Source organism: Lacisediminihabitans sp. H27-G8, assembly GCF_046156175.1.
GTDB lineage: Bacteria > Actinomycetota > Actinomycetes > Actinomycetales > Microbacteriaceae > Lacisediminihabitans.
Genome location: NZ_JAYLVL010000004.1, coordinates 309,160 through 334,466, shown reverse-complemented (window position 1 = coordinate 334,466; position 25,307 = coordinate 309,160). Strand labels below are relative to the sequence as shown.

Genomic DNA, 25,307 nt, shown 5'->3' with positions numbered 1-25,307 from the left:
CGGCGGTCGAGAGGATGCACCAATGCCCACAGTTCACCATGCATCGAGCCAGGAGCCGAAACGCCGCAACCTGCGCTGGAGGGTCTTTTTCGTCTCGTGGCTGGTGCTGTCGCTCATTGGGGGCGCCTGGTCGATTGCGACACCGATAGGCGCTGCCCCGGATGAGCCGGCCCACATCATCAAAGCTGCTGCGGTCGCACGCGGTGAACTCAGCGGCCGGAGTTCACCGAATGGGCAGGTGGTCCATGTGCCGGCTTATATCGCCTACACGCCAGCACAGACGTGCTACGCCTACAATCCGTCGCTTACTCCCACCTGTGCTGCTCCGCCGAGCGGCGACCAGTGGAAGGTCGTCACTTCATCCACATCGGCGGGACTTTACAACCCCGCCTACTACGCGCTCGTCGGGTGGCCATCGTTGATCTTCCACGATGACACGGGGGTGTACGCCATGAGAATGGTGAGCAGCATCCTGTCGTCGCTCTTCCTAGCCGCAAGCATCATGATGATCTGCAGCTGGCGCCGACGGGTGATCCCTCTTCTGGGGTTGATCGTGGCCACGACTCCCATGGTCTTCTTTCTCAACGGTGTGGTGAACCCGAATTCTCTGGAGGTGACAGCAACGCTTGCGGCCTTCGTCGCCGTGCTGAGCATCGTGCGGGATGGGGGACGCAACCTGCTCCGTGAACGCGCTGTCATCGCTATGATTTCTGCCGCGCTTGCAGTAAACACTCGCGGCATCTCGCCGGTCTGGGTCGCGATCGCTGTCCTCTCGCCATTCGTGCTCGCGACATGGCCGGAGATCCGAAGTCTCGCTCGGCTTGCGAGCGTTCGGATTGCCGTCGCCGTGATCGGCCTCGCTACTGCCGCTGCTCTTGCCTGGACGGTTCTCTCGAATTCTCTCGGGGCCGGGTTGGTCGCGACGCCGAATTCGGTCGCCGCTCCGGGAGTCGGTGCCTCGCCCCTCCGTGGCTTCGCCCAGATCCTGGCAGGCACGTTCGACTACGGTCAGGGACTGGTGGGGGTCTTCGGCTGGTTGGACACGCCAGTTCCGTCGCCCGTCTTCTTCCTGTGGTCGGCATTCATCGGCGCGATCATCTTGTCGGCCGTGGTCGCTTTGCGGGGACGAGCGCTCGCCCTCTCGGTCGGACTTATCGGAGCGCTAGTTCTGCTGCCACCCATCATCCAGGCGCTCTACATCACCGGCGGAGGCATCGTCTGGCAGGGAAGATACGCGCTCGCCCTATTCGTCTGCGTGATCGTGGGTCTCTCGGAATCCCTCGCGTCCCGCTTCCCCGATCTCGATCCGGTCGTCACGCGCAGGGTCGTCTGGCTGGTCCCGACGCTCTGGGCTGCGGCGCAAGCCTACTCATTCGCCTTCGCGCTCAAACGCTACGGCGTAGGGGTTCCCGCCACTTCCTGGAAGAAGCTGCTCCTTGATCCGATCTGGGCACCTCCAGGAGGGACGATCGCGGTTCTCGCCGCCGCCGTGGTGATCTTCGCAGCGGCGACAGCGCTCCTGATCGCACTGATCAAGCGTGTGACGTCGCTGGACGAGGTAACGCCCGGTTCAGCACCAGCCGGGTCGGCTGATACGAATGCCGTCCTCAGCCCAGCCAGTTCATAGTCTGCCAGCCGTTGCCGATCTGTGCTCCGCTGGAGAAGCCTCCGCGTCCGTTCCCGCCATACAGGTAGAGAAGGCCGGACGACGATTGGGCGATGACGTCGGTGTCGCCGTCCCCGTTGAAGTCCCCCGGGCTGAAGATCGTGGTCATCCCAGACCAGCCCACGCCGATCTGGATCCTCGGGCCCCACCCTCCGGAGCCGTTGCCCGGATAGAGCCAGAGGGTTCCACCAGAGTCCCGCGCTATCAGATCCGGCAGTCCATCGCCGGTGAAGTCACCGACGCTGGTAATGGCGGACATCACATTCCAGCCGTTGCCGACCTGGCGGCTGTTGAGAAATCCGCCCTGTCCATTGCCGGGATAGAGCGTCATGATCCCCGAGGTGCTGACAGCAAGGACATCGGGGAATCCGTCGCCGTCGACGTCGCCCGCCCCTATCACCGCAGCCATCGACAGCCAGCCGTTCCCGATCTGGATCCGAGGCAGGAAGCCTCCGCTGCCGTTGCTCCCATAGAGCCACAGAGCGCCCGCCGTGTCTGTAGCGAGGACGTCGGGCTGGCCGTCGCCGTTGAAATCGGTGTTACCGAGAGTCGCGGTCATGCCACTCCAGTCATCCGCAACTTTCGAACGAGCAAAGAACCCTGCGTGCCCATTGCCGGGATACAGCCAGAGCACCCCCTGAGTATCGCGGGAAAGGAGGTCCCTGGCGCCATCGCGGTTGAGGTCTCCCATCCCTGGTGAGTCGGTGAAGATCCTTCCAGCCGGAGCTCCGGCCCCGAGGACGCTCGCGAACGCTGCCCATCCAGATCCGATCTGGGATGGCGTCAGCCAGCCAGTCCGACCACTTTCCGGATAAAGAAAGACATTGCCGCCGCCATCTCGCGTAACGATATCGGTCCGACCATCTCCGTTGAAGTCACCCGCATTCACGATGGAACTGAATCCCTGCCAGCCATTGCCGACGACTACGGACCCCAACCACGAACCTCGCCCATTGCCGAGGAACACAATCAGTGACCCGGAAGCGGTGCGGGCGAAGACATCCTGATTGCCGTCGCCGTTGAAGTCACCGGCTCCGAGGAGAGAGGTGAATGAGCCCCACCCGTTGCCGATTTGAATGGGCGCGCCGAGTTTGCCGCGGCCCAGTCCCGGGTAAAGCCACAGGAGTCCGCCGGCGTCCCGCGCCATGATGTCTTGGTTGCCGTCGCCGTTGAAATCACCCGGGCTGAAGATTGCGGTCTTGGTGTTCCAGCCGTCCGAAATAGTCTTCGGGGTGAGGAATCCGAATCGACCGTCCGTGGGATAGAGCGACATCCTGCCGGCGGCCGTTACACCAATGACATCGCGGTGGCCGTCGCCATCGAAGTCGCCAACCCCGAAAGCAGCCGCCATTCCACCCCATCCATTGCCTACGGTGATCGGGCCGCGCCAGCTTCCCTTCCCATTGCCGGGATAGCTGAGAAGCGCACCGGAAGAGTCAATCGCCAGTACTCCCGGAGCAATATCCGGCGAGGCGGTGGAAAGGCCCTGAGTCGATCCGAACCACGAGTTGTAGTAGACCCAGAAGTTGCGGTTGCCGTAGGAGGAACAATAGTTTCCGAGTCCGGTGGTCGTAGCGAGCGCCTCGGCGTTGGGTTGGTACGGCGTGTAGTTGTAGAGAGCGGCAGTGGCGTAGTTGACCACGTTCACCACCGCGCTTCCACACCCCGGATCGGGGTTGAGGGCAATGGACTGCACTCCAGGCTGGCGACCGAACCGGGCGGCCCGGTAGGTCGTCAATTGTTTCGCTCCCTCATACAGCTGATTCCCGAAGCCGAGCGTCGCTGGTGCACAGGGAGCGGTATCCGGGCACGCCATCCCCATCGCTCGATCGAGTGCCGCCTGGCTGGGGGCCCGGCTCGTCACCAACCCCTGCTCTTTCTGCAGGGTCACCAGAATCACCTTTGCGCTGATTCCGCAGGCCGTCTGCACCCTGTAGATGATGGCCGCGGCGCTCAGGGTTCCCCCCGAGAATGTGTCGCAGACCAAATTGCCGGTACTACTCGACGTGATGCGAGCTCGACTGTTCACGGGCACGCTCAACGTGTTCAGGCACTGGCCGTTGAGGCACGACCCGACCTGCGCCTGCAGGAATGACTGGATCTCCGCCTGGCTCATGGCCTGCGAATCGTAAAAGAGTGAATCGCTGATTATGTTGCCGGCGACGAATTCGCTTCCGCTCAGCGCCCGCGCGGGCGAGGAGGCCTGCTGGCTCACGAGCCCGGCGCCCAGCACAGCCACCGCGACGACGAATACCAGTACACGACCGGCCGCGAATTTGTTCAACAATGGTGCCCCCACCTCACGGGACCAGTCGACGGACTGGACCAAGATCTACGATAAGGGAAATCGTTCAATTTGTCGGGGATATCGACGTCCAGAGAGCAATCTGGTCGCGTCAGTTCAATGCGATCGAGTTGTGCCGTGATTCCCAGGCGGATCCGACGATATCGGTGAGAGATCTCTTGGCTGACCATCCGGTGAGTCGATGGATGTCATCCACTGCGGCGACCACGGATGCGGGATCTCCCGATCGTCGGGCATTCACTACGGGAATGACATCACTACCCGCCGCTGAGGAGAGCGCCCGAATCATCTCCCGAACGCTCGTTCCCGTGCCTGTGCCGATATTGAGCGAGAGATGGCCAGTGCTTGAGGTCAGGGAATCGAGCACGGCAAGATGTGCCTCTGCCACATCCATGACGTGAACGTAGTCGCGAATGCAGGTTCCGTCGGGTGTGGGGTAGTCGTCGCCGAAGATGAGAGGCGGATCTCCGGCCGCCAGCCGGTCGAAGACTATGGGTATCAGGTTGAGTGCTGCAGAATCTCCGAGGTCTGGGCGACCGGCACCGCCTACGTTGAAATAGCGGAGGCTGACGGCGCCAAGACCCCACGCGCTCGCGGCGGAGGCTATGAGTCGTTCTCCGACGAGTTTGGTCTCGCCGTAGGGGTTGACCGGTCGGGCGTCATCACGTTCGGAGACCGCACCGTTCGCGTCACCATAGACGGCTGCCGAAGAGGAGAAGACGAGTCGCTTCACTCCGGCATCTTCCATCCCGAGAAGAAGGTTCGCAAGCGCACCGACGTTCTGTTGGTAGTACCACGCGGGCAGGCGAACCGATTCCATAACCTGCTTGCGCGCGGCGAAGTGCATGACTGCGTCGACTTTGTGCTCTCTCAGGGTCTGCGCGACCACCTGCCGCGCACTGTCCCCCGCGAGATCCACCTGAACCAATGGGACGTTTGCAACGCGGGCCGCCGAACCGGTACTGAGGTCATCGAGAATGACGACGTGGTCGCCGCGCTCTGCGAGCAATAGGGAGGCGTGGGCACCGATATACCCGGCTCCTCCGGTGACCATGACCCTCATGGCGCCAGTCTACGAGGTGCGCCACGACCCCAGCCGAGTGATCCACAGGGTGCCACCCGCTACGATTGAGAGTCTGATTAGGCGCCCCAAGCCAGCACTGGAGTTACGATGACCGCGCGTTCCGGGTACGTCCATCCCACAGCGGATGTAGCCGATACCGCGGACCTGGGGGCAGGCTCGAAGGTCTGGCACTACGCCCAGGTACGCGAGGACGCGTCGATCGGTGCCAACTGCATCGTCGGCCGGGGAGCGTATGTCGGCACCGGCGTGATCATGGGTGACAACTGCAAAGTGCAGAATTACGCGCTGGTCTATGAGCCGGCGAGGCTCGGCAACGGTGTCTTCATCGGACCCGCCGTCGTGCTCACCAATGACCATTTTCCGCGTGCGATCAACGCAGACGGCACACAGAAATCGGCCGATGACTGGCATCCGGTCGGAGTCGACATCCGTGAAGGCGCGTCGATCGGGGCTAACAGCACCTGCATCGCCCCGATCGTCATCGGACGATGGGCACTCGTCGGCGCCGGATCCGTCGTCGTGAAAGATGTACCGGACTTTGCATTGGTCGTCGGTAGCCCGGCCAAGCGCATCGGCTGGGTAGGCACGGCCGGACATCCCCTGGGACATCAGCCGGACGGCACGTGGCTCTGCCCCGTGACAGGAGCTCGCTACCACGAGATTGCGCCAAATCATTTGGCAGAACTGGAGAACGAATGATCCCCGCAGCCCGGCCAGAGATCGGCGACGAAGAGCGCGCTGCAGTCGATCGCGTGATGCGGTCCGGGATGCTCGCGCAGGGACCCGAAGTCGCGGCTTTCGAGACCGAGTTCTCCGCCATCGTCGACGGCATGCACTCGGTAGCCGTCAATTCCGGCACGTCTGCCCTACATCTCGCCTTTCTCGCAGCAGGCGTGGGACCTGGTGATGAGGTCATCGTCCCGTCTTTCAGCTTCGCAGCCACCGCAAATGCAGTCGCACTCGCTGGGGCTGTGCCCGTATTCGCAGACATCGAGACCGACTACTTCTCGATCGACCCGGCAGCCGTAGAGGCCGCAATCACCCCGCGCACCAAAGCCATCATGCCCGTGCACCTCTACGGGCATCCGGCCAATCTGGTCGCGCTCAAGGCGATCGCAGACAAGCACGGACTCCTCCTGTTCGAAGACGCCGCGCAGGCTCACGCAGCATCCGTCGATGGCATCCCTGTGGGCGCCTGGGGCATTGCCGGAAGTTTCTCCTTCTACCCGACGAAGAACATGACCGCTGGAGAGGGCGGGATGATCACCACGCCGTCCGAGGAAGTCGCCCGCCTGGCCAAGGTGCTGCGAAATCAGGGGATGGAGCGCCGCTACGAGAATGAAGTCGTCGGCTTCAATACCCGAATGACCGACATCCACGCGGCTATCGGGCGAGTGCAGCTGACAAAACTCGCCGGCTGGACGGCGAAGCGACAGTCGAACGCGGCGTTCCTCACCGCGAACCTCGAAGGCGTCATCACTCCCCCGACCGCCCCGGGCGCGGTGCACGTCTTCCACCAATACACCATTCGCGTAACCGACCTCGATCGCGATGCGTTCGCGGCGGAGCTCGGCAAGCGTGGCGTCGGAAGCGGTGTGTACTACCCCACGCCGATTCACCGACTTCCCTCGTTCCAGCTCGAGCTGGACCTGCCGGGCACGGAGCTCGCGGCATCGCAGGTACTCTCACTTCCAGTCTTTCCGTCCTTGAACGACGACGAGCTCGGTACCATCGTCGAAGCGGTCAACGCGGTGGCGAAGGCGGGTAGCTGATGACCCTTCGCGCCGGTGTGCTCGGCCTCGGTGTGATGGGGCGCCACCATAGCCGCACACTCAACAACCTTGAGGGAGTCGATTTCCTCGGTGTCTTCGACCCGGCGGATTCCATCGGTCCGACGATCGAGGGAAAGCCCGTGGTCAAGGACCTCGAGGAGTTCCTGGACATGGGATTCGACTATTGCATCGTCTCCGCTCCGACGGTCTACCATCTCGATATCGGGAGGTCACTCGCCGAGCGGGGAATCCACGCCCTCATCGAAAAGCCGGTTGCGTCGACGACCGCGGCAGCGATCGAACTGCGCGATCTCTTCGCCGCGGCCGGACTCATCGGCGGCGTCGGCCACATCGAGCGATACAACCCCGCGCTTCAATCCGCACGACAGCGAATCGAAGACGGCCTGATCGGGGACATCTACCAGATTGCGACCCGACGGCAAGGGCCTTTCCCCGGTCGCATCGCCGATGTCGGCGTGATCAAGGACCTGGCCTCCCATGACATCGACCTCACGGCCTGGGTCAGCCAGCAGGACTACGTGAGCGTGAATGCCCGCACCGCCCACCAGAGCGGCCGTGAGCACGAGGACATGCTCGTCGCAGTCGGCACTCTCAGCAGGGGCACGATCGCCTCGCACACCGTGAACTGGCTGACTCCGTTCAAGGAACGAACGACAATCATCACGGGGGAAAAGGGCACGCTCGTAGTCGACACTCTCACCGCCGACCTCACGTTGTTTCAAAACGGAGTCATGGCGGAGTCCTGGGCTGGTCTCGCATCATTCCGGGGAGTCTCCGAGGGCGACGTCACCCGATTCGCTCTGGTCAAGAAGGAGCCGCTTCTGGCGGAGCACGAGGCCTTCCGGGATGCCGTGCTCACCGGCGATACCTCGGCGATCGTCACCCTGGATGAAGGTACGAACGTCGTTCGTATCGCCGAAGAGCTGGCGCTCGACGGCGAGGACCATAAGCTCTCCCCCGCCGAGACGACTCAGACGAAGTAGCCGCCGATATACGTGCGGAGGGGGCCCTGTCTGGCGAAGGCAAGGAGCGGATTGCGCGGGATAACTACGTCTACTGAACGGTAATTCCACCGACGACGTATCAGACCCATCAGTTGTTCGGCAGGCTGAGAGTAATCAAGAATCCCGTCGAGCAGGGTCCTATCGAGCATGGATAGAAATCGCTCCGGCCGGTCAGCCCAGTCGAGTATCCTTCGCGCGATCTGAGCAAGCGCCTGGCGCTCACCGGACGGCCAGATTTCGAGGACCGACCGGTTCACGATCGCGTCGAAGAGATGAACTCTGATCAACTTGATCGTGAGAGCGATTCGCTGCTGGGAATCGAACTTCTCCATCATTGGGTCACCGAAAATATGGTCGAGAAATGCGAAGTCACTCGTTACAGGTCGGGGGGCGGAAGTTACTCGATCCTCCGCATCGGAATGCACAAGATAGCCAGGACCGCGCCGTGCGAATGAGATTCCGGCACCCGAGAACCAAAGCCGTGTGACATAAGGAAGGTCTTCACCGGAGGGGATCCCCTCCGCGAACCGGAGGTCTCCGAACACCTCTCGCGAGATGAGGCCAAGAGGCGCGCTGCGGTACGACAATCTGTCCTTGACCGGATCCAGGTGATGACTTCGCCCCGGACGGGCTGGCGGAGAGAGTTCCCTTCCGCCACCGGAGTGCCTCACTTGCGCGATTACTACAGACGAACCCGTTGCCTTCTGAAGGGAACACCACGAGTCGATAGCACCCGGCTCGAACTCGTCGTCCGACCCCATCACTGAAATGAAAGGGGCAGTACTCCGGCCGATTCCACGATTCATCGGTCCGGCCGGGCTCGGAATGCCGTCGGCTAATTCGAGTACCCTCACGCGCTCATCGAATGCGAGCGGACCGAGGTTCGACCGAATGAGTCCTACATCGACGTTATGAGCTACGACCGTCACGCGGGTGGGGGTCTTCGTATGGTTGACGACAGATGCCACGGCCCGCGCAATCGGCCGTGTGCGGGTGTGCACGGGGATCGTGACGTCGACTATCGGGTCCATGGCGTTCTCGACTATAGACGAGCGCCAGCGCTCAGGATTCTCCGCCACCGATCACGCGGTGCACGACCCCGGGCCAGTCTTCCGGCACGGTGGTGCGTCGACCATCGACCAGAGTCGCAATACCGGGGAGATCTGTGGGCCGGATCTGCCGATACGCCGCATGGTCGGCTTGGACGATGGCGGCACCGACCGGCTCGCCGAGGCGATAGGGAGTGAATCCGAGGGCGACGATCTCTGCGTCCTCGTATAGCGGATCATGAACGACGACGATCGCACCCCGCGCTTCTAGCGCCTCCACGGTCGGGAAGACTCCAGAGAATGCAGACTCCTTCACTCCGCCGCGATAGGAAACGCCGAGAACTGCAACCCGAACCCCTCGCAGCGCACCGTGCGCTCTCTCTAAAACACCGACCGCGTACTCGGGCATCTCCGCATTGGCGGAGCGGGCGGCACTGACGATCGTGGCGTCTGGATCATTCCAGAGATAGAGACGCGGGTATACCGGGATGCAGTGACCGCCGACCGCGATCCCAGGGCGATGGATGTGGCTGTAAGGCTGTGAATTGGTAGCCTCGATCACCTTCGCTACATCGATGCCGTTCCTGTCGGCGAACCGCGCAAACTGATTTGCCAGACCGATGTTGACGTCTCGGTAGGTGGTTTCGGCGAGCTTTGCGAATTCGGCAGCCTCCGCTGACTCGAGATCCCACACGCCATTGGGACGAACGAGATCGTCGCGTTCGTCGAAGTCGAGCACGTCGTCGTAGAAATCGATCGCACGCCTCACGCCATCGGCTGACAGCCCACCAACCAGCTTTGGATAGCGCCGAAGGTCTGCGAATACGCGGCCGGTGAGCACTCTCTCGGGCGAGAACACCAGGTGAAAGTCTCGGCCCTCGACGAGGCCGGAGCCTTCCTCCAGCATCGGTTTCCAGCGTTCGCGCGTCGTACCTACGGGAAGGGTCGTCTCGTAAGACACCAGTGTGCCCGGCGTGAGGGCAGCAGCGAGAGACCTGGTGGCACTGTCGAGCCACGCGAAGTCGGGCCGTGCCTCCGAATCGACAATGAGCGGCACTACGAGCACCACCGCGTCTGCACCACTAACAGCATCGTCGTATTGAGTCGTCGCAACGAGGTTTCCCGTGCTGACGACCTGAGCGAGCTTGTCCGCGAGGTCGGCTTCGCCGGGAAAAGGCTCCGTCCCCGCGTTGACGTAAGCGACCTGTGACTCATTCACATCGACGCCGACCACCTGATGACCCTTTGACGCGAATTGCACCGCCAGGGGAAGCCCTATTTTTCCGAGGGCTATCACTGCGATTTTCACGGGCGTCCTTCGGTATCTTCTGCTTGAGGCAACCTTGCAATTGTAGTCGGCGACAGCCCGCATCCAGTCGAACGAGGCTGACGATAGACTTCCGGCGTGAAGGTGCTGAGTGTTGTCGGAGCCCGCCCGCAATTCGTGAAGCTTTCGGCGGTTGCAGCAGACTTTAGGGATAACGAGATTGAGCACGTTATCGTGCACACCGGCCAGCATTACGATCCGATGCTCTCCGACGTGTTTTTCCGGGATCTCGCCATCCCGGCGCCTGATGAGAATCTCGAAGTCGGATCCGGGAGCCACGGTGCCCAAACCGGCGCCATCCTTGCAGCTCTAGACGACGTCCTTCTGCGGCACTCGCCAGACTGGGTCCTCGTCTATGGCGACACTAACTCCACTTTGGCGGCCGCGATAAGTGCGGTCAAATTGCATTTGCCGGTCGCTCACCTCGAGGCTGGGCTTCGGTCTTTCAACCGTCGAATGCCAGAAGAGCACAATCGGGTCCTTGTCGACCATGCGGCTGATCTCTGTCTCGCGCCAACTCCCTCGGCGGTCGCCCAGCTCACGACTGAAGGCCTCGGCGCTCGAGCTGTGAACGTCGGAGACATCATGGTCGATGTTCTCCATCGCACGCGCGATGCTCTTGCGATCAATGGTCGATCCGAGCGCATTGTTCCCGAGGGGGCATTTGTAGCCACGATCCATCGAGCGGACAACACGGATGATCCGGCCAGGCTGAGAGACGTCATCACAGGACTGGCGGAAATCGGCTCACCCGTGGTCCTCTTCGCACATCCGCGGCTCGTGGCAAAGGCAGAGGCTGCTGGCCTGACATTGGCAGGGACGAATATTCGCGTCAGGCCCCCTGCCACCTATCCTGAACTCGTCCAAGCGGTGCTCGACAGCCGTGGAGTAATTACAGATTCTGGTGGTCTCCAGAAGGAAGCCTTCCTGCTTCGGGTTCCCTGCACCACCATCCGATCCGAGACCGAATGGACAGATACAGTCGAACTCGGCTGGAACGTCCTCGCGGACTCTCCTGACGAAATCGCCAGATCCGCGCTCCGCTCAAGCCCACCCGAGACGGACGCCGCACCGTATGGCGTCGGTGACACTGCTTCACGGGTGCGCACCACGCTGCTCGAGTGGCGGGTGGAGCACTGAGCTCAGCGAGCAGCGAGCGTGTCTATGGCTGCAGCCCAGATTTTGACCTGCGAATCCGCGGAAAGGGGTTCTGCTGCCAGATGTGACTTTAGCTTCCAACTCTCGACGCGAGCGGGCGTCAGATCATCCATCACCGTGCGTATCTCTGTCACGCTGAAATCGGCGGACACTGCTCCAAATCCATGTGCGAGGAGGGTTCTCGCCATCTCGGGAGACGGGCCGATGATGAGTCCGAGGCGAGACTGCACATAGTCAAAGAACTTGTTGGGCAACGCGTTCGCGTTGTTGAAGCTAGTCGGCGGTAGTACGTGAATGCCGACGTCGTAGGCATTCAATGCTTCAACGAGTTCCGACTGCGGCAGCGGATCTCGGATCCGTATGCGCGGGCCGAGTTCGGCAGCGAGGCGCTTGAGCTCGGATAGGTACACCGTGTCGTTCGGCATCAGGTAGAGGTCGAGTGTCACATCCGACGCTGTCTCGGCCGCGGCCCTCATTATCAATTCGAGCTGTCGACTCGGTTGAGCATTGCCACTGTGGACGAGTCGGATGGTGCTCCCGACCGCGGTGGGTGATAGCTCATATCGTGGGGTGGCGTTCGTCACGACCCCGCAGTCGAGACCGTATTTGAGATAGGCCCGGGCGATACCCTCACTGACGGTGGTCGCCGATCGTGCTTGCGCGGCATAACGACGCACGAGCCAGGAGAGGTATGCAGTCTGCCGGCGGGAGAGAGCTGTCAAATTGTCGTGTATCCCAGGGAAGAACTCGTGCAAGTCCGCATGCACACGATCTCTCCCCGCCACATCGATCGCGAGTGCAATGGTATCGACATCGTTCGCGAGCGCGACATCGAAGTGCCGGCCCTTCAAGAGACGTCGAGCCTCGCCAACATAGGAGATTCGAGCGTATATCCAGGGAAAAACCCTGAACTTGGCTGCCACAAGGTCTATGGCCGCCAACGGGAAACGAAGTATCCCTCGAGCTGCGCCTCCAGCCGGGGTGTCGACCCTGAGGTGCTCCACGCTTGCGAGCGGCGACTCCCCGAATCCGCAGGTCGTCACGTGATAGGACTCACTAAATTCCCTCACCTGCTTGAGAACACGCGCGTCTTTGGCTATCTCCGAGAACGAGATGATTAGCAACGTTGGCTTCATCGTGATTGCTCCAGAGACTTGAGAAGTATGGCGTCCACAGTTTTCCCCGACACACTGGCAAGAGCATTCCGAAGCACCCAATTGCGTCCCTCGACAGCGAAAGCACGAGTCCTCAATGGATCCTCAAGGAGCTCACGGAGGTGATCGGTCACCCTGAAGTGTTCGGTGACCAGCCATGCCTCGTTCGAACCCGGAGGAAGTTGCCGGTCGAGGTGCTCGTCTGCACTCGTGAGAAGCGCACAGCCGGCAGCCATTGCCTCTACTCCGAATACCCCCGGCACGTAGGAATAGAACTCGTTGAGCACGATATGGGCGCGGTTGAGGGCACTCGTGACGATTTCGTGAGACACACCCGTCAGTTCGATGTACTCGAATTCGTAGCCCTCCGCACGCAATTGGTCGATCGCCGCACGCACGAGTTGTGTGCCCTTGAGAATCGGTGCCGATGGCGCGTGGACGATCACCCTCTTCGAACTGCTCTCGAACTTCGAGAAGTCGTCGGTGACCTCGCTATCGGGATGGAAATAGAAGAAGGGGTGTGAGGGGCGCTCGAGGTAGGACCGCTGATCGAGATCCGCATTGAAGACGACATCCGAATAGCGATTTGCCGCAGCCGCGATAGCGCGCTTTGTATCGTCGTAACCGACCGAGGTAAAAACTCTGTTCACATCGCCGAGGTAGGTTCCTAGATTTGGCCGCCCTGTCTCACGCTCGAGTTCTTTCATCAACCGGGGTGATCTGATGTCATTGCCCGTGAAATAGGTCGCGATGCGCAGGCCGTGCTTCTTGAGAAACCGAAATTCATAGTCTCGCTGATCGTGCGCGGAATTCAAGAAGCCCTCGGCGCTCATATAGATGAACCCGACACTCGTGCGCGCCAGCTCTCCGAGCTTCCACGGCCCGAGAAGCCACGATCGCAGAACTCCGGAAGCGGGATAGGTCCGCTCGCTCGGCGCCCAGCCGTAGTCGAAATTGAAGAATGGATGCCGCGCAAGGATCACGGAGCGGGCGGAGGAAAGCGACTGGGCCAGTCGATAAACCATTCCCGCGATCTCATACGGTCCGACAATCCATTCTTGAGATTGGCTGTTGCGGGCTCGGTGCGTCAGAAAGCTCAGATTCAGCACGACGACTTGAACGAGGAATCGAAGCCTCACCACTGAGCGGTAGATCATAATCAGCGCTTGCAGAACTTGACGTAGAAGCTCTTCGGCACCCGATTGAGCTTGAGGAGGATCCAGAAGAGCGGGCGGAGAGCCTCAAATCGCCGTTTGTAGGTCGGGTAGTCGCGATAGGTCTTCTTGGGCATTGTGAGATAGGCGTCGAACTGCTGGTCAGTCAGTCGAAGCCGCTTCTTCACCAAGGCGATGAGTTCCGGATCGGGGTAGCGCGGCGCGAAGAACCGTTCGCGTGCCTCGTCCCGATCCAGTTGGCCCGAACGCACCAAGGCGGAGAGCTCGATCTGCCGGAAGTTGATTCCGAAGCGCTTCGGCAGGAAGAACGTGTGGTAAAACGCCGTGAAGCGGTTCTCCAAATGGTGACCGCCGTACCAGCGCCAGCCGAATTCCTTGGCAAGGAAGACCTTCGCGTCCTCCTTGTTGTAGTCGAGCCAATAGAGGGGGCGGGTGCGCTCGATGCCGCTGAATGCGGACCATTTGAGGAAGTGGAAGAAATCGAGGTTCGGGTACGTCTTCATCGGCACCGTCCCGAACTTCTTGTGGACGGACTTGACGTACCCACCGTCCATGTAAAGCCAGCCCATCGGGGAGACACCCTCGGTGCGGAAGGAGTGGCCCTCGACGATGTGCTTGATACCGTGCTTCTCCGCCGAACGGTACAAGACTCCCATGAAGCCGATGTCAGTCGGGGCTTCGATGTCCTTGACCCCAGCCTTGAGAAACGAGGTGTAAATATCGTCGTATTCGGTGTTGTCCACCACGTAGGTTTCGAGGTCGACGCCCAGCTTGTCGAGCACGGCGTAGATATTGGACGTCGCGGTGGGAGAGTTCCAGGTGTTATCAAAATGCACCGCAAGGGGGCGAACACCGAGGCCGACGAGCACGTGCGCGAGGAACGACGAATCCGTGCCGCCGCTCACTCCGAGAATGCAGTCATACTTCTTGCCCCGGCCCGCGCGCTTGAGCTTGTCCGCGAAGGCCCGAAGAGCCGCCGTACTCGCGGGCCCGATCGGATACTGCCTGTCGAGTTCGTCATGCAGGCCGCAATAGAAACAGATCGGGCTCACATCGAGTTGAGCGTTCGGCACGTCGGAGGTTATGAGACACCGCTCGCACATGACAGTTTGGGAGAGGTCCCGACCAGGGATCTCGTAGCGCGGGTCGACACTCTCAGAGATTTCCGCGAACTGTTCACCAGGGCTGGCCGCATGTCGCAGGAGCCCCGCGAGTTCAGAACTCGAGGGGTAGTTGACGAGGATGCTCTGCCGACCACCTTGCATCACGAATTGGCTGCCCGCTGCCACCCCAGACGCGTCAGCAAGGGCCATCGGCTCGGCCAATTGAGCACGCGTACCGGCACCACCGTGAGCGATCACGGGAACATCGACACGAGACGTGACCTCACGCACGAGATCGAGATCTATTCCCGAGCGTGTGCCTTCGCGGTCGATACTCGTGACGAGCACCTCTCCTACGCCGATATCCATGGCGAGTGCGCACCACTCGTCGATCGTCAAGCCTGATGCCGCAGTGCCCGATCGCCCGAAAGTCTCATAGGCGCCATCGACGGAACGAACATCGAGCGCGCCGATGACAGCCTGCGAACCAAGCGATCTGACGACGGTGCGCACTATCTCGGGCGTCTCGAGGAGCGCGGTATTGAAGACGATCTTCTCGAAGCCTGCGCGCACCAGCGCTTCTGCATCAGCCAGCGATGCGACTCCGCCCCCATAGGCCATCGGCACGAAACATTCGGAAGTGAGCTTCGCGAGGTACTCATGCTGAATTCCAGTACGAGACGCTGCTGCTCCGATATCCAAAAGCATGATCTCGTCGACTTCCAGGTCATTGAAGATGCTGAGCACGTTCACTGGATCACCGACGTAAAGAGGGTCCTGAAACTGCTCGGTCTTGACGAAACGCTGTTCCTGGAGAAGGAGCGCCGGGATGACCCGTGGGCGGAGGCTGTCGTTCATGCTGCCGCGAAGTCGGAAAGAAGCTTGAGTCCGGTCTTATGGCTCTTCTCCGGGTGGAATTGGGCACCGATGACCGTTCCCCGTCGCACCATCGAGGTGAACGGAACCCCATGCTCGGTCGTCGCCATGCGGTCGCCCTCATCCAACGGATCCGCATAGTACGAGTGGACGAAATAGAAGCGATCGCCTTCTGCCACGTTCGGAAGAGTGTCGAGGTGGCCGGCCCGATGAATCGTGTTCCACCCCATATGCGGGACCCGGAGGTTCACCCCCGCGACGTCACGGGGGAATCGGCGCACACGGCCCGGAATGATGCCCAGACCTGGCTCAACCCCCTCCTCGCTCTCATCGAGAAGCAGTTGCATCCCGAGACAAACGCCGAGGATCTGCGCTCCCGCGAGAGCGCGCTCGACCACGAGTGCGCCCAGCCCCGTCTCTCTGAGCTTGATCGCGGCCCTGTCGAACGCTCCGACACCAGGCAGGATTATCTTGTCAGCGGCGGCGATCCGCTCAGGATCTCCGGTGAGCTCGCTGTCGTATCCGGCCTTCTTCAGCATGTTCGCGATGGACGCGACATTGCCGACCCCATAGTCGACGATCGAAATGGGGGCGGTCATGGTCTGAGCCTCGAGCCAGCGACTGCCTGCCTCATCGAAGCGGCGACAGACTCCAGTTGACCATTCTCTAGCTGCGGATACAGGGGAAGCGTCAAAGCACTGCGCTGTGCGCGCGTCGCGGCGGGAAGCTCTCGATCGTCGATGCCGAACCGTGAGCGGAAGTACGGCTGGAGGTGCATCGAATACGTGCCGAGAGTTGTCTCGATGTCCGCCTCGCGCATCCGGTCGATCACAGCGTCACGATCGACGTCATCCTCGAGCAGCACCACGTAGGACTGATAGGAGTGCAGATCACCCTCGGGCACCGACGGAGGAATCACCCCGTCGACGTCGGACAGGAGGTCGTCATAGATCGAGGCCAGCGAACGTCGCCGCTCCAGGATGAAATCGAGCTTCCTCATCTGCGCGATACCGATGGCTGCGTGGATGTCGCTCAGCCGATAATTGAAGCCCGCGTCAATGAAAGACATGAAGTGGGACCCGCGAACGGCGCCATGCGACCGCAGCACGGCGATCTTGGCGGCGAGCTCCGGATCCGAGGTGGAGATGAGTCCACCTTCCGCCGTCGTGATGATCTTGCGGGGATGGAAGGAGAATACTCCGGCGAGCCCCAGCGTGCCTGCTTCTCTCCCGCGGTGCGTGGCACCGAGAGCGCAAGCAGCATCCTCGATCACGGGGATGCCGTGACGCGCGGCAATCTCATTGATCGCGCTCATATTCGCCGTGAGCCCGAACGCATGAACCGGCATGATCGCCGTCGTCCTCGGACTGATCGCCCGTTCCAGCAGGCTTGGGTCGATATTGAAGGTATCGAGTTCGATGTCCACGAATACCGGAATCGCACCCTGCTGGATCACTGCGTTCGCCGTAGCCGGGAAGCTGAAGTCGGGAACGATCACCTCATCACCCGGCTGCACTCCGATCGCGTGAAGGGCGAGGTGCAGTCCGGTGGTCGCGGAACTCGTACCGAATGCCGAGGTAGAACCGATGCGATCAGCTATCAGCCGCTCGAATTCAGCCGTCTTGGGACCCTGCGTGAGGAACCCCGACTCGAGCACCTCTCCAATCGCTGCGAGTTCCTCCGAATCCGTCAGCGGCACGTTCAACCTCACGAAAGCTCCCTGACGTACCAGTCGACCGTCTCGGTAAGAGCCTCTTCGCTCAGCACGGCCGGCTGCCGTCCGATCAGCGAAACGAGCCGAGAGACGTCTGCGAGATGGCGGCGCACGTCACCCGGGCGCTCCTCCGTGTGGATTATGGGGTGATCGGGTGCGCTCATGATCGACAATATCCGGGCCACGAGCTCGTTCACCGACGTCCCGACGCCGGTCGCGACGTTCAGCTCTGCTCCGCGACAGGCCGGTTCATCGTGGATCGCCACGGTCAGGTCGACGGTGTCGCGCACAAAGGTGAAATCGCGGGTCTGCTCGCCATCGCCATGGACCTCGATGGGTTCGCCGGACAACACCCGCTGCACGATTATGGGGATGATTCCGGCGTATGACCCGGGGTTCTGCCGAGGCCCGTAGTTGTTGAAGGGTCTGATCACAGTCGCGTCGATACCGAATGTGCGCACATAGGAACGAATTATGTGGTCTTCGGCGGACTTGGCCGCCGCGTACGGCGTGATCGCGTCGTGGGGGTGATCCTCATCCATCGGAACGTAGCGCCCGGATCCGTAGGCCTCTGAGCTCGACATGTGCACCAGCCTGCCGATGAGTCCTCGGCGAGCGATCTCGCAGAACGTCGACGTAATACCGATGTTGGTCTGCATGGTCCAGTGCGGATAGAGCAGCGATGTGGGCAGCGGGACCACGGCCAGGTCGAAGACCGTGTCGATCTCGAATTGTGTGACGACATCCTGCATGGCCGCGAGGTTCGATGCATCGAGTCGCAGGACCTCTACATCCGGCCGATTTCGCCGGGCATCGTCGAGATTCCGTTCATTGCCGAGAAAGAAGTTGTCGACGACGACGATCTTCTTCGGATTCTCGAGAATGAGGCGATCGACGAGATGACTACCGATGAATCCCGCGCCGCCGGTGACGAGAACTGAACGAGATCTGATCGGCACCAATTGGCCTTTCGCTTACTGTGGACGGGCCCATTCCTTGAGCCAAATGAAGAGTCTATCTCTCGGAAAATCGCAGCATTGCTCGACAAACATCCTCGGAGCTCTATCGGCAGGCTGGTCAAGCGCTCAGAGGACGGAGGAGCGCTCTGCGTGGAAGAATTGCCTGTCAAAGGGATTTACCAAAGGTAAGGTGTTATGGGCCCAGCCTGAAGGAGACAACTTGAAATCACCGAGAATTGCTGTGTTGGGGACCAAGACAACATGTCTTCGACTCGTCGAGGCTCTTCTTGCTGATCGATCTGTTAACGTCGCAGGCATCATCACTTTGGACGACAGTACGGACTCTCGTTCAAGACTGCCGGACATCATCGAGGCGGGTAAATCGAGAAGCTGTCCAACCGAGATTTCGGCGTCGCCTGCGGCTGCGTATCAATTCCTGTTGAGTTTAGGTGTTGATCTCGTGCTGGTGGCAGGCTGGTACCGCCTGATACCCTCGGCGGTCCTTCAAAGCATTCCCCAAGGATTCTTTGGTCTTCATTACTCACGGCTTCCGAGCTATCGGGGATCCGCTCCGGTGGTGTGGGCAATCATGAACGGCGAAACAAGAATTGGGTATTCGCTCTTTAAGATGAGTGACGAAATGGATGAGGGTCCGATCGCGATTCAAGGAAGCGTCCCCGTAGACGAATCGATGTATGTGTCGGATATTTTGAATCGACTGGACCATGCAAGCTCGCTTGCAGTTGCAGGTGCAGCACACGCGATCGCCTCTGGCGCTCACACGCTTTTCCAGCAGACTGATGAATCCCCATCATTTTCGGGCGCTCGTTCGCCACTAGATGGTCGAATCAACTGGAGCCAACCAGCCTCAGTGATCGCGAGAGCTGTAAGGGCACAGTCCAAGCCATACCCGGGGGCTTTTAGCACTCTGAAAGGGGAGCGGGTAGTTATTTGGAGGGCATCGCCTGACAGCGACGCTAAGTACTATGGCGCGCCGGGACAGGTGATCAGGATGATCGGTTCAAGCCCTGTGATTGCCTGCGGGCAAAGCTCGGGTCTCATTCTTGACGAGATAGAGTCCAGGATCGATCCAATCAGGTTCAGTCTGCTGACTTCGAGATTCCTTTGAGAAAAATTCCTGATGCTCGAACTCGAGCAAATTTACGAGGTCTTCGCGCTTCTGGAGCACGCCGATTCGCGGAGTTCGGAACCGTCGAGTGACTACCACTGAAATTCTGTCGCAACGAATGCCGCGGATCGATGCCCTGACCGGACTTCGGTGGTACGCGGCCTTCTTCGTGTTCACCTTTCACATGCTCGTGTTCGCCCCGCTTCCGCCACTGGCCAGCGCGTTCCTCGGCGAAGGCTTCTATGGCGTGACGTTCTTCTTTGTGCTCTCGGGCTTTGTCCTCACCTGGTCAGCGTCCGCGAAGGTATCCCAATCCACGTTCTACTGGCGCCGCTTTGCTCGGGTCTGGCCATCACACATCGTCGCGTTGCTCGTTGCGATCCCGGTGTTCTACAGTTTCGATCCGAATCCGGCTCAGACGTGGGTCAAACCTGTGAGCCTCGGCGTCCTCGCTCTCTCTGTCGTTCTCCTTCAGGGCTGGTCCCTGAACCCGACGATCCTGTTTTCGGGTAATCCCGCTGCGTGGACTCTCACCTGCGAGGCATTCTTCTACGCGCTGCATCCCTACATATCGCGATTGCTCGGCCGGATGCGGGTGCGCGGCTCGCTCATATTCATGATCGTTGTGGTGGCGATCGCCTTTGCATTCCGCGCACTGACCGCGTCATCACCAGGGGAATGGTTTTCCCTGATTCCCCTGCCTGTCACCCGGGTGACCGAGTTCGCGTTGGGAATGGCTCTCGCGTGGGCCATGCGCTGCGGTTGGCGCCCCAGGGTACCCGCGTGGGTCGGTCTCACTTCGATCGTCGCTGTGCTTGTCGCTCTGGTCCTGATTCCCCGATATCGCGCCGGCGGCATTCCCGCTCTACTCGTCACGACCTTCTCGAATGAGTTGATCACCGTAGCCTGCGTGCTGGCGATCCTGGGTGTGGCGGTTCGAAGCCTTTCGGGTCGGCCGTCGGTCTTTGCACATCGCTTTCACGTGCGGCTCGGAGAGTTGTCTTTCGCCTTCTACCTGGTACACGCGACGATCATGTACGTCTTCCTCTCGATTTTCGGAAGTCAGCCGGCGAGTTGGTTGAACCTCCTCTGGTTTGCGCTGCTTCTTGCGCTTGACATCGCCGTGGCTGCAGCGCTCCACCATTTCGTGCAGAGGCCGATCGAGAAGCGACTGCGCCGATGGAAAGACACCCGTGCAAATCGGTCCGCGCTGGTCTCTGGCTAAGAGTCGCTGCCGGCAGCCGTGATCCAGCCTGCCCGGAGAGCTTCAGCGCTCATCTCTCCAGAGTGCACGCTACGAGAGAAGATGCGGCCGGCATCTGCCGCCTCGGATCCGCGGCTTCGGTCCGCAATCAGCCCGAGCAACACCTCACGCAGCGATTCCGGGTCAGCTTCGACAATGGGCAGTTGGAGCCCCGTGAGTTGCCCCACGCGCGCACGGGTCTCCGGCAACACGTGGCCGACAACAATTCGGCCGGAAGCCATCGCTTCTACGGCGGCGACTCCGTAGGCACCCAGAAGGAACTGGTCGAGGACGATATCCGAATCCCCGATCAGAGAAGGCATGAGGCTGGAGGATACGCCGGTGATGCTGCGATATTCGATCACCCCTGCACCATCGAGCTCCCTCAGAAGAGGTTCGATGAGCTGCGTGCCCTTGATCGAACCCATGCTCGGGATATGCGTCACCACCGGCAGCGTCCGGCTGTACAACTCGCGTCCGCCAGACCAGCGATCTGCGTCCACGACAACCGGGCACCAGGTTCCCCACGGAACATCGGTGAGCAAGTCGGGCGTGGAAACGAATACCGGCAAGCCCGTCGTCCTCAGCAGGATCAAGTTGGCGTCCGCATCGGCCTGAAGTGCCTGATTCTGTGCCGAGAGTTCGCGGAACGGTGACCAGCGGTTGTCGGCCGCATGAGCAGAGGGCGATCGTATGTCAGTGCCATGACAAAGAAAAGCACACGACACACCCCGGCGCTGAAGCTCCTCGATTTCCCGTTTGACTTCGCGGTTGAACAGGCTCCCGAACAGCGGTCGCTCTGCCTCGATGAGCACGTGGCTGAATCGCTCCACCGCAGCCAGCTCAGCTTTCTGCCAGCGGGGCGAATGGTTGTAGACAGACACCGGCACAGAAGTGTCGGCGTCGAAATGGAAGCCGCCCGGGAGCTCGACAGCCATGTTTCGCGCCCCGAATCGGCCATCCGTTTCGAGTGCGCGAGCCCACAGGTAGCCCTGGCCGGCGTAATTGGTCGGACCGATGAAGACCCGGATCGGCTTGTCCGGTACTGGGGTCGCGGGTGGCACCTGCGATCGACTCGAGCCGCCGAGGAAGAAGGATGAAATTCGTGAGAGGACCCCATCGGGGTTCTTGGCGACGTCATCGATGAGTCGATTGACGAAATGCGGCAACCGGTGCCTGTTTCGCACCAGTGAGGAAGAGAGCGTGTTGGCCAGCTTCGCGATGCGGTTCACTTTCGGGCTCCGGAGAGCGACTCGCGCACGACAGTGTCGGCGATCGCAGAAAGCGAGAAGCTCTGCCGCGCCCAGTCGCTCAGTGCCTGACGGCGCGGCCGCGACACTGGATCGGCGGCAATCGAAGCCAGGGCGGAAGCGACGGCGTCGACGTCGTAGTCGACGGCCAGACCGGCCCGACGGGAAGGATCGATCCCCTCGAGGAAGTCCTTTGTCGGACCGATACCGGTGAACACAGTCGGACAGCCCACCGCAAGTGACGAGTAGACCTTGGTCGTGAATGCGTAGTCATACCCTCCGCCCGGCTTCAGGCTTGCAAGGGCGGCATCGGCCGATGCGAGCAGGGTGGCCAACTGGGCTGCCCCTATCGATTCTAAGAAGTCCACCGAATCCAGGCTGAGTTCTGCGGTTCGCTTCTCCAAGAGTGCGCGATCGGTGCCGTTTCCCACGAAGACAAGCCTGTATTCGGGATGGTCAACCGAGAATCGCGCGAAAGCGTCGACGAAGATGCCGGCTCCGTGCCATTCGGAATAGGTTCCCGCATAGACGAAGTAGCGGTAGTCGCTGGGTTTCGCCTCTTCGAATCGGAAGACGCCGACGTCAACGCCGAACCCGATCACAGTGGTCGGAGTATGGATGTCGAGCTCACGCATACGATTCGCGACGCCACTAGAAATGGTGAAAGCCCGGCGCGCCCCACGCATCGCGAACTTCTCCACGAGGCGCAATAGGCGGAGCACCAGGGCTGACGATGTGGCCATGCTCGCGGCATCCGACCAGATATCAGCTGCATCGTAAAAGTACGGACGACGGACGAGGGTCGCCACTGTCCGCACGACCGCCCCGGTCGTTGGCGGGGGCTCGACGAAATATAGGTCCGCCCGGCGTCGAAAGAGCATCCGGAAGAGGAGTGGAATGTCGAAACTCAGGTAGGGAAGATATCCACGCACATATCCAGTGCGGTCCCTGAGGACTGGGAATCGACGCACGATGACGCCCGGGAGATCAACGGGGGACGTACCGCGGGGCGGCGACGTCGTCAGCACCACCACCTGGTGGCCGGCGGCGGCAAACCCCCGCGCTACAGCCTCGAGCATGAAGGACGCGGCGGCAGGCTCTGGTGAAAAGATCCGGCTAGCAATGATGATGCGCATGGGCTGTGGTCCCTAGTGGATTGTCGGTGTCCGCTCAGGACCGAAGGAAGTTCTGTTCGAGGGCTGTCCGAGCCATACCGCCGTCGTGGAGTCGTGCGACGAATGCCGGGCCTTGCTCGGCAAGCGCGCGACCCCGCTGACGGTCGACGACGACTTCGCGCAGAATTCGCTCGAGAGAATCGATATTCGCCTCGAGGATGGGAATGGGAAGTCCCGCAGTCTGAGCGACGACATCCCGCGCCTGGTCGCTCAAGTGGGAGACCACGAGTCGTCCCGCCGCCATCGCCTCACACGCACCGACCCCGTAGTCGCCGAGACGGAATTGGTCGAGCACGATATCGGATTGTGCATATGCAGCAGGCATGCTGTCGTGACTGACGTTTTCCTCGCGGATGTATTCGATGACCCCCTCGTCATGGAGCTTGTAGAGGACCGGCTCGATCTCCGCCGTGCCCTTAACGAGGGAGTTCGACGGCACGTGCAGCACTCGGGGTCGACTCCGCTGCAACACCGGTGTGTCCGAGGCCCATCTGTTGGGTTCGATCACGACGGGAAGCAGGTGCGCATAAGGGACATCCAACAGGAGGCCCGGCGTCGAGACGAAGGTCGGGAGCGCCAGGTCGTCGAGGAGTCTTCGGTGATCGGCAGCCATTTCTTCGACCTCGCGCACATCCACCCAGCCATCGTCCTGAAACGGAGACCATTGCTCGAGGGCACGATGACGACTGGGAAGGCGGATGTCCGACCCATGGCACACCATCGCCACTCTGGTTCCGCCGTCCTGAAGCGCTTTGACCTGGCGCCGGATGTCTTGCGCGTACAAGCCGCCGAGGGGTGGGAACTCCGCCTCGATGAGCACGTGTGTGAAGTCTTCGGTGAGCGCACGGAGTTGTGCCCGTTGCCACCGGTGTGAATGAGTGACGGTTCGCCAACGCACGGGAAAATCCGCGTCATAGCCGAATGGATTCATCTCCGTGTAGACCATGTTGCGCGCCGAAACCCGAGGGTCGAGTTCGACTGCTCGCGCCCACCGGTACCCCTGTCCCGCATAGTTCGCCGGAGCGATGAACAGCTTGACCGGCGTTCCACCCGCGGTCGGAGGCTCGGGGATCTTCTGCCCCTGCACGCGGTCGACTGCCATAGCCACGACGTCCTGGACCGGTTTTGGGGTCGCTTCCCAGAGCGTCTTGGCAAAAGCAATCATGATGGTCTTCCGGATACTCACGTCGAGTGGAGATCGAGCCAATCGGCTTTCAGTACGGCGGCGCTTCGTCGGCCATCATGTACGGCGGAGACGAAGTCGATTCCAGCCAGCCCTCTCGAAACCAGCAGGCTCCTGTCTGCCGCGATCGTCTCGAGTACGTCCTCAAGGCTAGTCGGAGTCGCTTCGACTATCGGCAGCGAAAGGCCTGTGGTCCGAGAGACCTGAGCTCGCACATTGTCGAGGACATGGCCGATCACGGTTCTGCCTGCAGCCATTGCCTCGCAGGCCGCAACGCCATAGGCGCCCAGCCGAAACTGATCGAGAACGACATCGGCGTCGCGAAATATCTCCGGCATCCGGGAAGAGGCCACACCGACGACAGGCACGTAGTCGATCGTTCCTTTTTCGGCGAGGCGGCGGAGTGTCGGCTCAATCAGGGGGGTGCCTTTGATCCGTGGCGAGGTTGGTGCATGCACAACGCGCAGTGGTCGAGAGGCTTGTGTGTCAGGGAGGAGACCGAACCACTTCGGGGGATCGATCACCACGGGGCACCAGCTGGCATTCGGAAGGTCTGCCAGCAGATCCGGGGTGGAGACGAAAACCGGACGGCCGGATTCGGTGAGCAGGTCGATGTGTTCCTGTGCTCGCCGCTCGAGCCGTGCGAGGTAGATATCCCAATCGAGATACGGCGACCATGGGGTGGATGCCGCGTGCCGACTCGGCAGGCGAACATCTGTTCCGTGCGCGATGTAGGCCACGTCAATGCCCGCTGCGATCAGCACTCGCGACTCCTCCCGCACGTCCCGGCCGAACAACCGGCCGAACAACGGCTCCTCGGCTTCGATGAGCACGTGGCTGAACTGCTCCGCAGCGGCGAGCTGTGCCTTCTGCCATACCGTCGAGTTGTTATATGCGGGCACGGGCACGATGAGATCGGCAGGAAATGAGAACCCGCCAGGAACGTCAACCGCCATGTTG

21 protein-coding genes and 1 pseudogene are annotated in these 25,307 nt (G+C 61.1%); 7 read left to right on the top strand and 15 right to left on the bottom strand.

The genetic code is table 11. From position 1 onward, the window contains the following. The first annotated feature begins 22 nt into the window (after positions 1–22). Positions 23–1,627 carry a DUF2142 domain-containing protein gene (locus VLI63_RS14550; RefSeq protein WP_409157576.1) on the top strand — a complete coding sequence of 535 codons (1,605 nt, stop codon included), beginning with the start codon at positions 23–25 and terminating at the stop codon, positions 1,625–1,627. Here the strand turns inward: VLI63_RS14550 and VLI63_RS14545 are convergent. Together VLI63_RS14545 and galE are read right to left on the bottom strand one after the other, a co-directional pair. Beyond that, positions 1,608–3,995: an FG-GAP repeat domain-containing protein gene (locus VLI63_RS14545; RefSeq protein ID WP_409157575.1), complete on the bottom strand. Its 2,388-nt coding sequence runs from the start codon at positions 3,993–3,995 to the stop codon at positions 1,608–1,610. The genes VLI63_RS14550 and VLI63_RS14545 overlap by 20 nt on opposite strands. Before the next feature lie 67 nt (positions 3,996–4,062). After that, on the bottom strand, positions 4,063–5,034 hold the full coding sequence (gene galE, locus VLI63_RS14540) for a UDP-glucose 4-epimerase GalE (RefSeq protein WP_409157574.1): 972 nt from the start codon (positions 5,032–5,034) through the stop codon (positions 4,063–4,065). A gap of 108 nt (positions 5,035–5,142) precedes the next feature. On the opposite strand from galE, the gene VLI63_RS14535 reads away from it, so the two are divergent. From VLI63_RS14535 to VLI63_RS14525, 3 genes are read left to right on the top strand one after another with little or no spacing between them, the layout of a single operon-like run. After that, positions 5,143–5,754, top strand: a complete 612-nt coding sequence (locus VLI63_RS14535; protein ID WP_409157573.1) for an acyltransferase — start codon at positions 5,143–5,145, stop codon at positions 5,752–5,754. Further along, the gene (locus VLI63_RS14530; protein WP_409157572.1) at positions 5,751–6,827 is read left to right on the top strand and encodes a DegT/DnrJ/EryC1/StrS family aminotransferase; all 1,077 of its coding nucleotides are present in this window, start codon (positions 5,751–5,753) and stop codon (positions 6,825–6,827) included. Before VLI63_RS14535 ends, VLI63_RS14530 begins: the two co-directional genes overlap by 4 nt. Further along, the gene (locus VLI63_RS14525) at positions 6,827–7,831 is read left to right on the top strand and encodes a Gfo/Idh/MocA family protein (RefSeq protein WP_409157571.1); all 1,005 of its coding nucleotides are present in this window, start codon (positions 6,827–6,829) and stop codon (positions 7,829–7,831) included. Before VLI63_RS14530 ends, VLI63_RS14525 begins: the two co-directional genes overlap by 1 nt. Here VLI63_RS14525 and VLI63_RS14520 read toward each other — a convergent pair. The 3 genes and pseudogenes from VLI63_RS14520 to VLI63_RS14510 form a co-directional block, all read right to left on the bottom strand. Then, positions 7,819–8,187: a hypothetical protein gene (locus VLI63_RS14520; RefSeq protein WP_409157671.1), complete on the bottom strand. Its 369-nt coding sequence runs from the start codon at positions 8,185–8,187 to the stop codon at positions 7,819–7,821. The two genes, VLI63_RS14525 and VLI63_RS14520, sit on opposite strands and share 13 nt — an antisense overlap. Positions 8,188–8,397: 210 nt before the next feature. After that, positions 8,398–8,883 (bottom strand): annotated as a pseudogene (locus VLI63_RS14515) (glycosyltransferase family 2 protein); the annotation flags it as partial. A 31-nt stretch (positions 8,884–8,914) separates the two neighbouring features. Then, positions 8,915–10,210 carry a nucleotide sugar dehydrogenase gene (locus VLI63_RS14510; protein WP_409157669.1) on the bottom strand — a complete coding sequence of 432 codons (1,296 nt, stop codon included), beginning with the start codon at positions 10,208–10,210 and terminating at the stop codon, positions 8,915–8,917. A 96-nt stretch (positions 10,211–10,306) separates the two neighbouring features. On the opposite strand from VLI63_RS14510, the gene wecB reads away from it, so the two are divergent. Next, on the top strand, positions 10,307–11,368 hold the full coding sequence (gene wecB / locus VLI63_RS14505; RefSeq protein ID WP_409157570.1) for a non-hydrolyzing UDP-N-acetylglucosamine 2-epimerase: 1,062 nt from the start codon (positions 10,307–10,309) through the stop codon (positions 11,366–11,368). A gap of 2 nt (positions 11,369–11,370) precedes the next feature. On the opposite strand, the gene VLI63_RS14500 is transcribed toward wecB, so the two are convergent. From VLI63_RS14500 to VLI63_RS14475, 6 genes are read right to left on the bottom strand one after another with little or no spacing between them, the layout of a single operon-like run. After that, positions 11,371–12,522, bottom strand: coding sequence for a glycosyltransferase family 1 protein (locus VLI63_RS14500; protein WP_409157569.1), 1,152 nt, complete (start codon positions 12,520–12,522; stop codon positions 11,371–11,373). Continuing rightward, positions 12,519–13,679 (bottom strand): glycosyltransferase, encoded by a 1,161-nt coding sequence (locus VLI63_RS14495; RefSeq protein ID WP_409157568.1) that lies wholly within the window; start codon positions 13,677–13,679, stop codon positions 12,519–12,521. Before VLI63_RS14495 ends, VLI63_RS14500 begins: the two co-directional genes overlap by 4 nt. A 20-nt stretch (positions 13,680–13,699) precedes the next feature. Then, positions 13,700–15,676, bottom strand: coding sequence for a HisA/HisF-related TIM barrel protein (locus VLI63_RS14490; protein ID WP_409157567.1), 1,977 nt, complete (start codon positions 15,674–15,676; stop codon positions 13,700–13,702). After that, the gene (hisH, locus tag VLI63_RS14485; RefSeq protein WP_409157566.1) at positions 15,673–16,293 is read right to left on the bottom strand and encodes an imidazole glycerol phosphate synthase subunit HisH; all 621 of its coding nucleotides are present in this window, start codon (positions 16,291–16,293) and stop codon (positions 15,673–15,675) included. Before hisH ends, VLI63_RS14490 begins: the two co-directional genes overlap by 4 nt. Beyond that, positions 16,290–17,405 carry a DegT/DnrJ/EryC1/StrS family aminotransferase gene (locus VLI63_RS14480; protein ID WP_409157565.1) on the bottom strand — a complete coding sequence of 372 codons (1,116 nt, stop codon included), beginning with the start codon at positions 17,403–17,405 and terminating at the stop codon, positions 16,290–16,292. Before VLI63_RS14480 ends, hisH begins: the two co-directional genes overlap by 4 nt. Continuing rightward, positions 17,402–18,367 carry a dTDP-glucose 4,6-dehydratase gene (locus tag VLI63_RS14475; RefSeq protein ID WP_409157564.1) on the bottom strand — a complete coding sequence of 322 codons (966 nt, stop codon included), beginning with the start codon at positions 18,365–18,367 and terminating at the stop codon, positions 17,402–17,404. Before VLI63_RS14475 ends, VLI63_RS14480 begins: the two co-directional genes overlap by 4 nt. A gap of 220 nt (positions 18,368–18,587) precedes the next feature. Between VLI63_RS14475 and VLI63_RS14470 the strand changes: the two genes are divergently transcribed. Continuing rightward, positions 18,588–19,496: a methionyl-tRNA formyltransferase gene (locus tag VLI63_RS14470; protein ID WP_409157563.1), complete on the top strand. Its 909-nt coding sequence runs from the start codon at positions 18,588–18,590 to the stop codon at positions 19,494–19,496. A gap of 88 nt (positions 19,497–19,584) precedes the next feature. Then, positions 19,585–20,721 carry an acyltransferase family protein gene (locus VLI63_RS14465; RefSeq protein ID WP_409157562.1) on the top strand — a complete coding sequence of 379 codons (1,137 nt, stop codon included), beginning with the start codon at positions 19,585–19,587 and terminating at the stop codon, positions 20,719–20,721. Here the strand turns inward: VLI63_RS14465 and VLI63_RS14460 are convergent. The 4 genes from VLI63_RS14460 to VLI63_RS14445 form a co-directional block, all read right to left on the bottom strand. After that, on the bottom strand, positions 20,718–21,677 hold the full coding sequence (locus tag VLI63_RS14460; RefSeq protein ID WP_409157561.1) for a glycosyltransferase: 960 nt from the start codon (positions 21,675–21,677) through the stop codon (positions 20,718–20,720). The genes VLI63_RS14465 and VLI63_RS14460 overlap by 4 nt on opposite strands. 290 nt (positions 21,678–21,967) lie before the next feature. Continuing rightward, complete coding sequence (locus VLI63_RS14455) at positions 21,968–23,068, bottom strand: glycosyltransferase (protein WP_409157668.1); 1,101 nt, start codon at positions 23,066–23,068, stop codon at positions 21,968–21,970. 91 nt (positions 23,069–23,159) lie between these two features. Next, positions 23,160–24,266, bottom strand: coding sequence for a glycosyltransferase (locus VLI63_RS14450; RefSeq protein WP_409157560.1), 1,107 nt, complete (start codon positions 24,264–24,266; stop codon positions 23,160–23,162). A gap of 80 nt (positions 24,267–24,346) precedes the next feature. Further along, positions 24,347–25,180 (bottom strand): hypothetical protein, encoded by an 834-nt coding sequence (locus VLI63_RS14445; protein ID WP_409157559.1) that lies wholly within the window; start codon positions 25,178–25,180, stop codon positions 24,347–24,349. Positions 25,181–25,307: the final 127 nt, after the last annotated feature.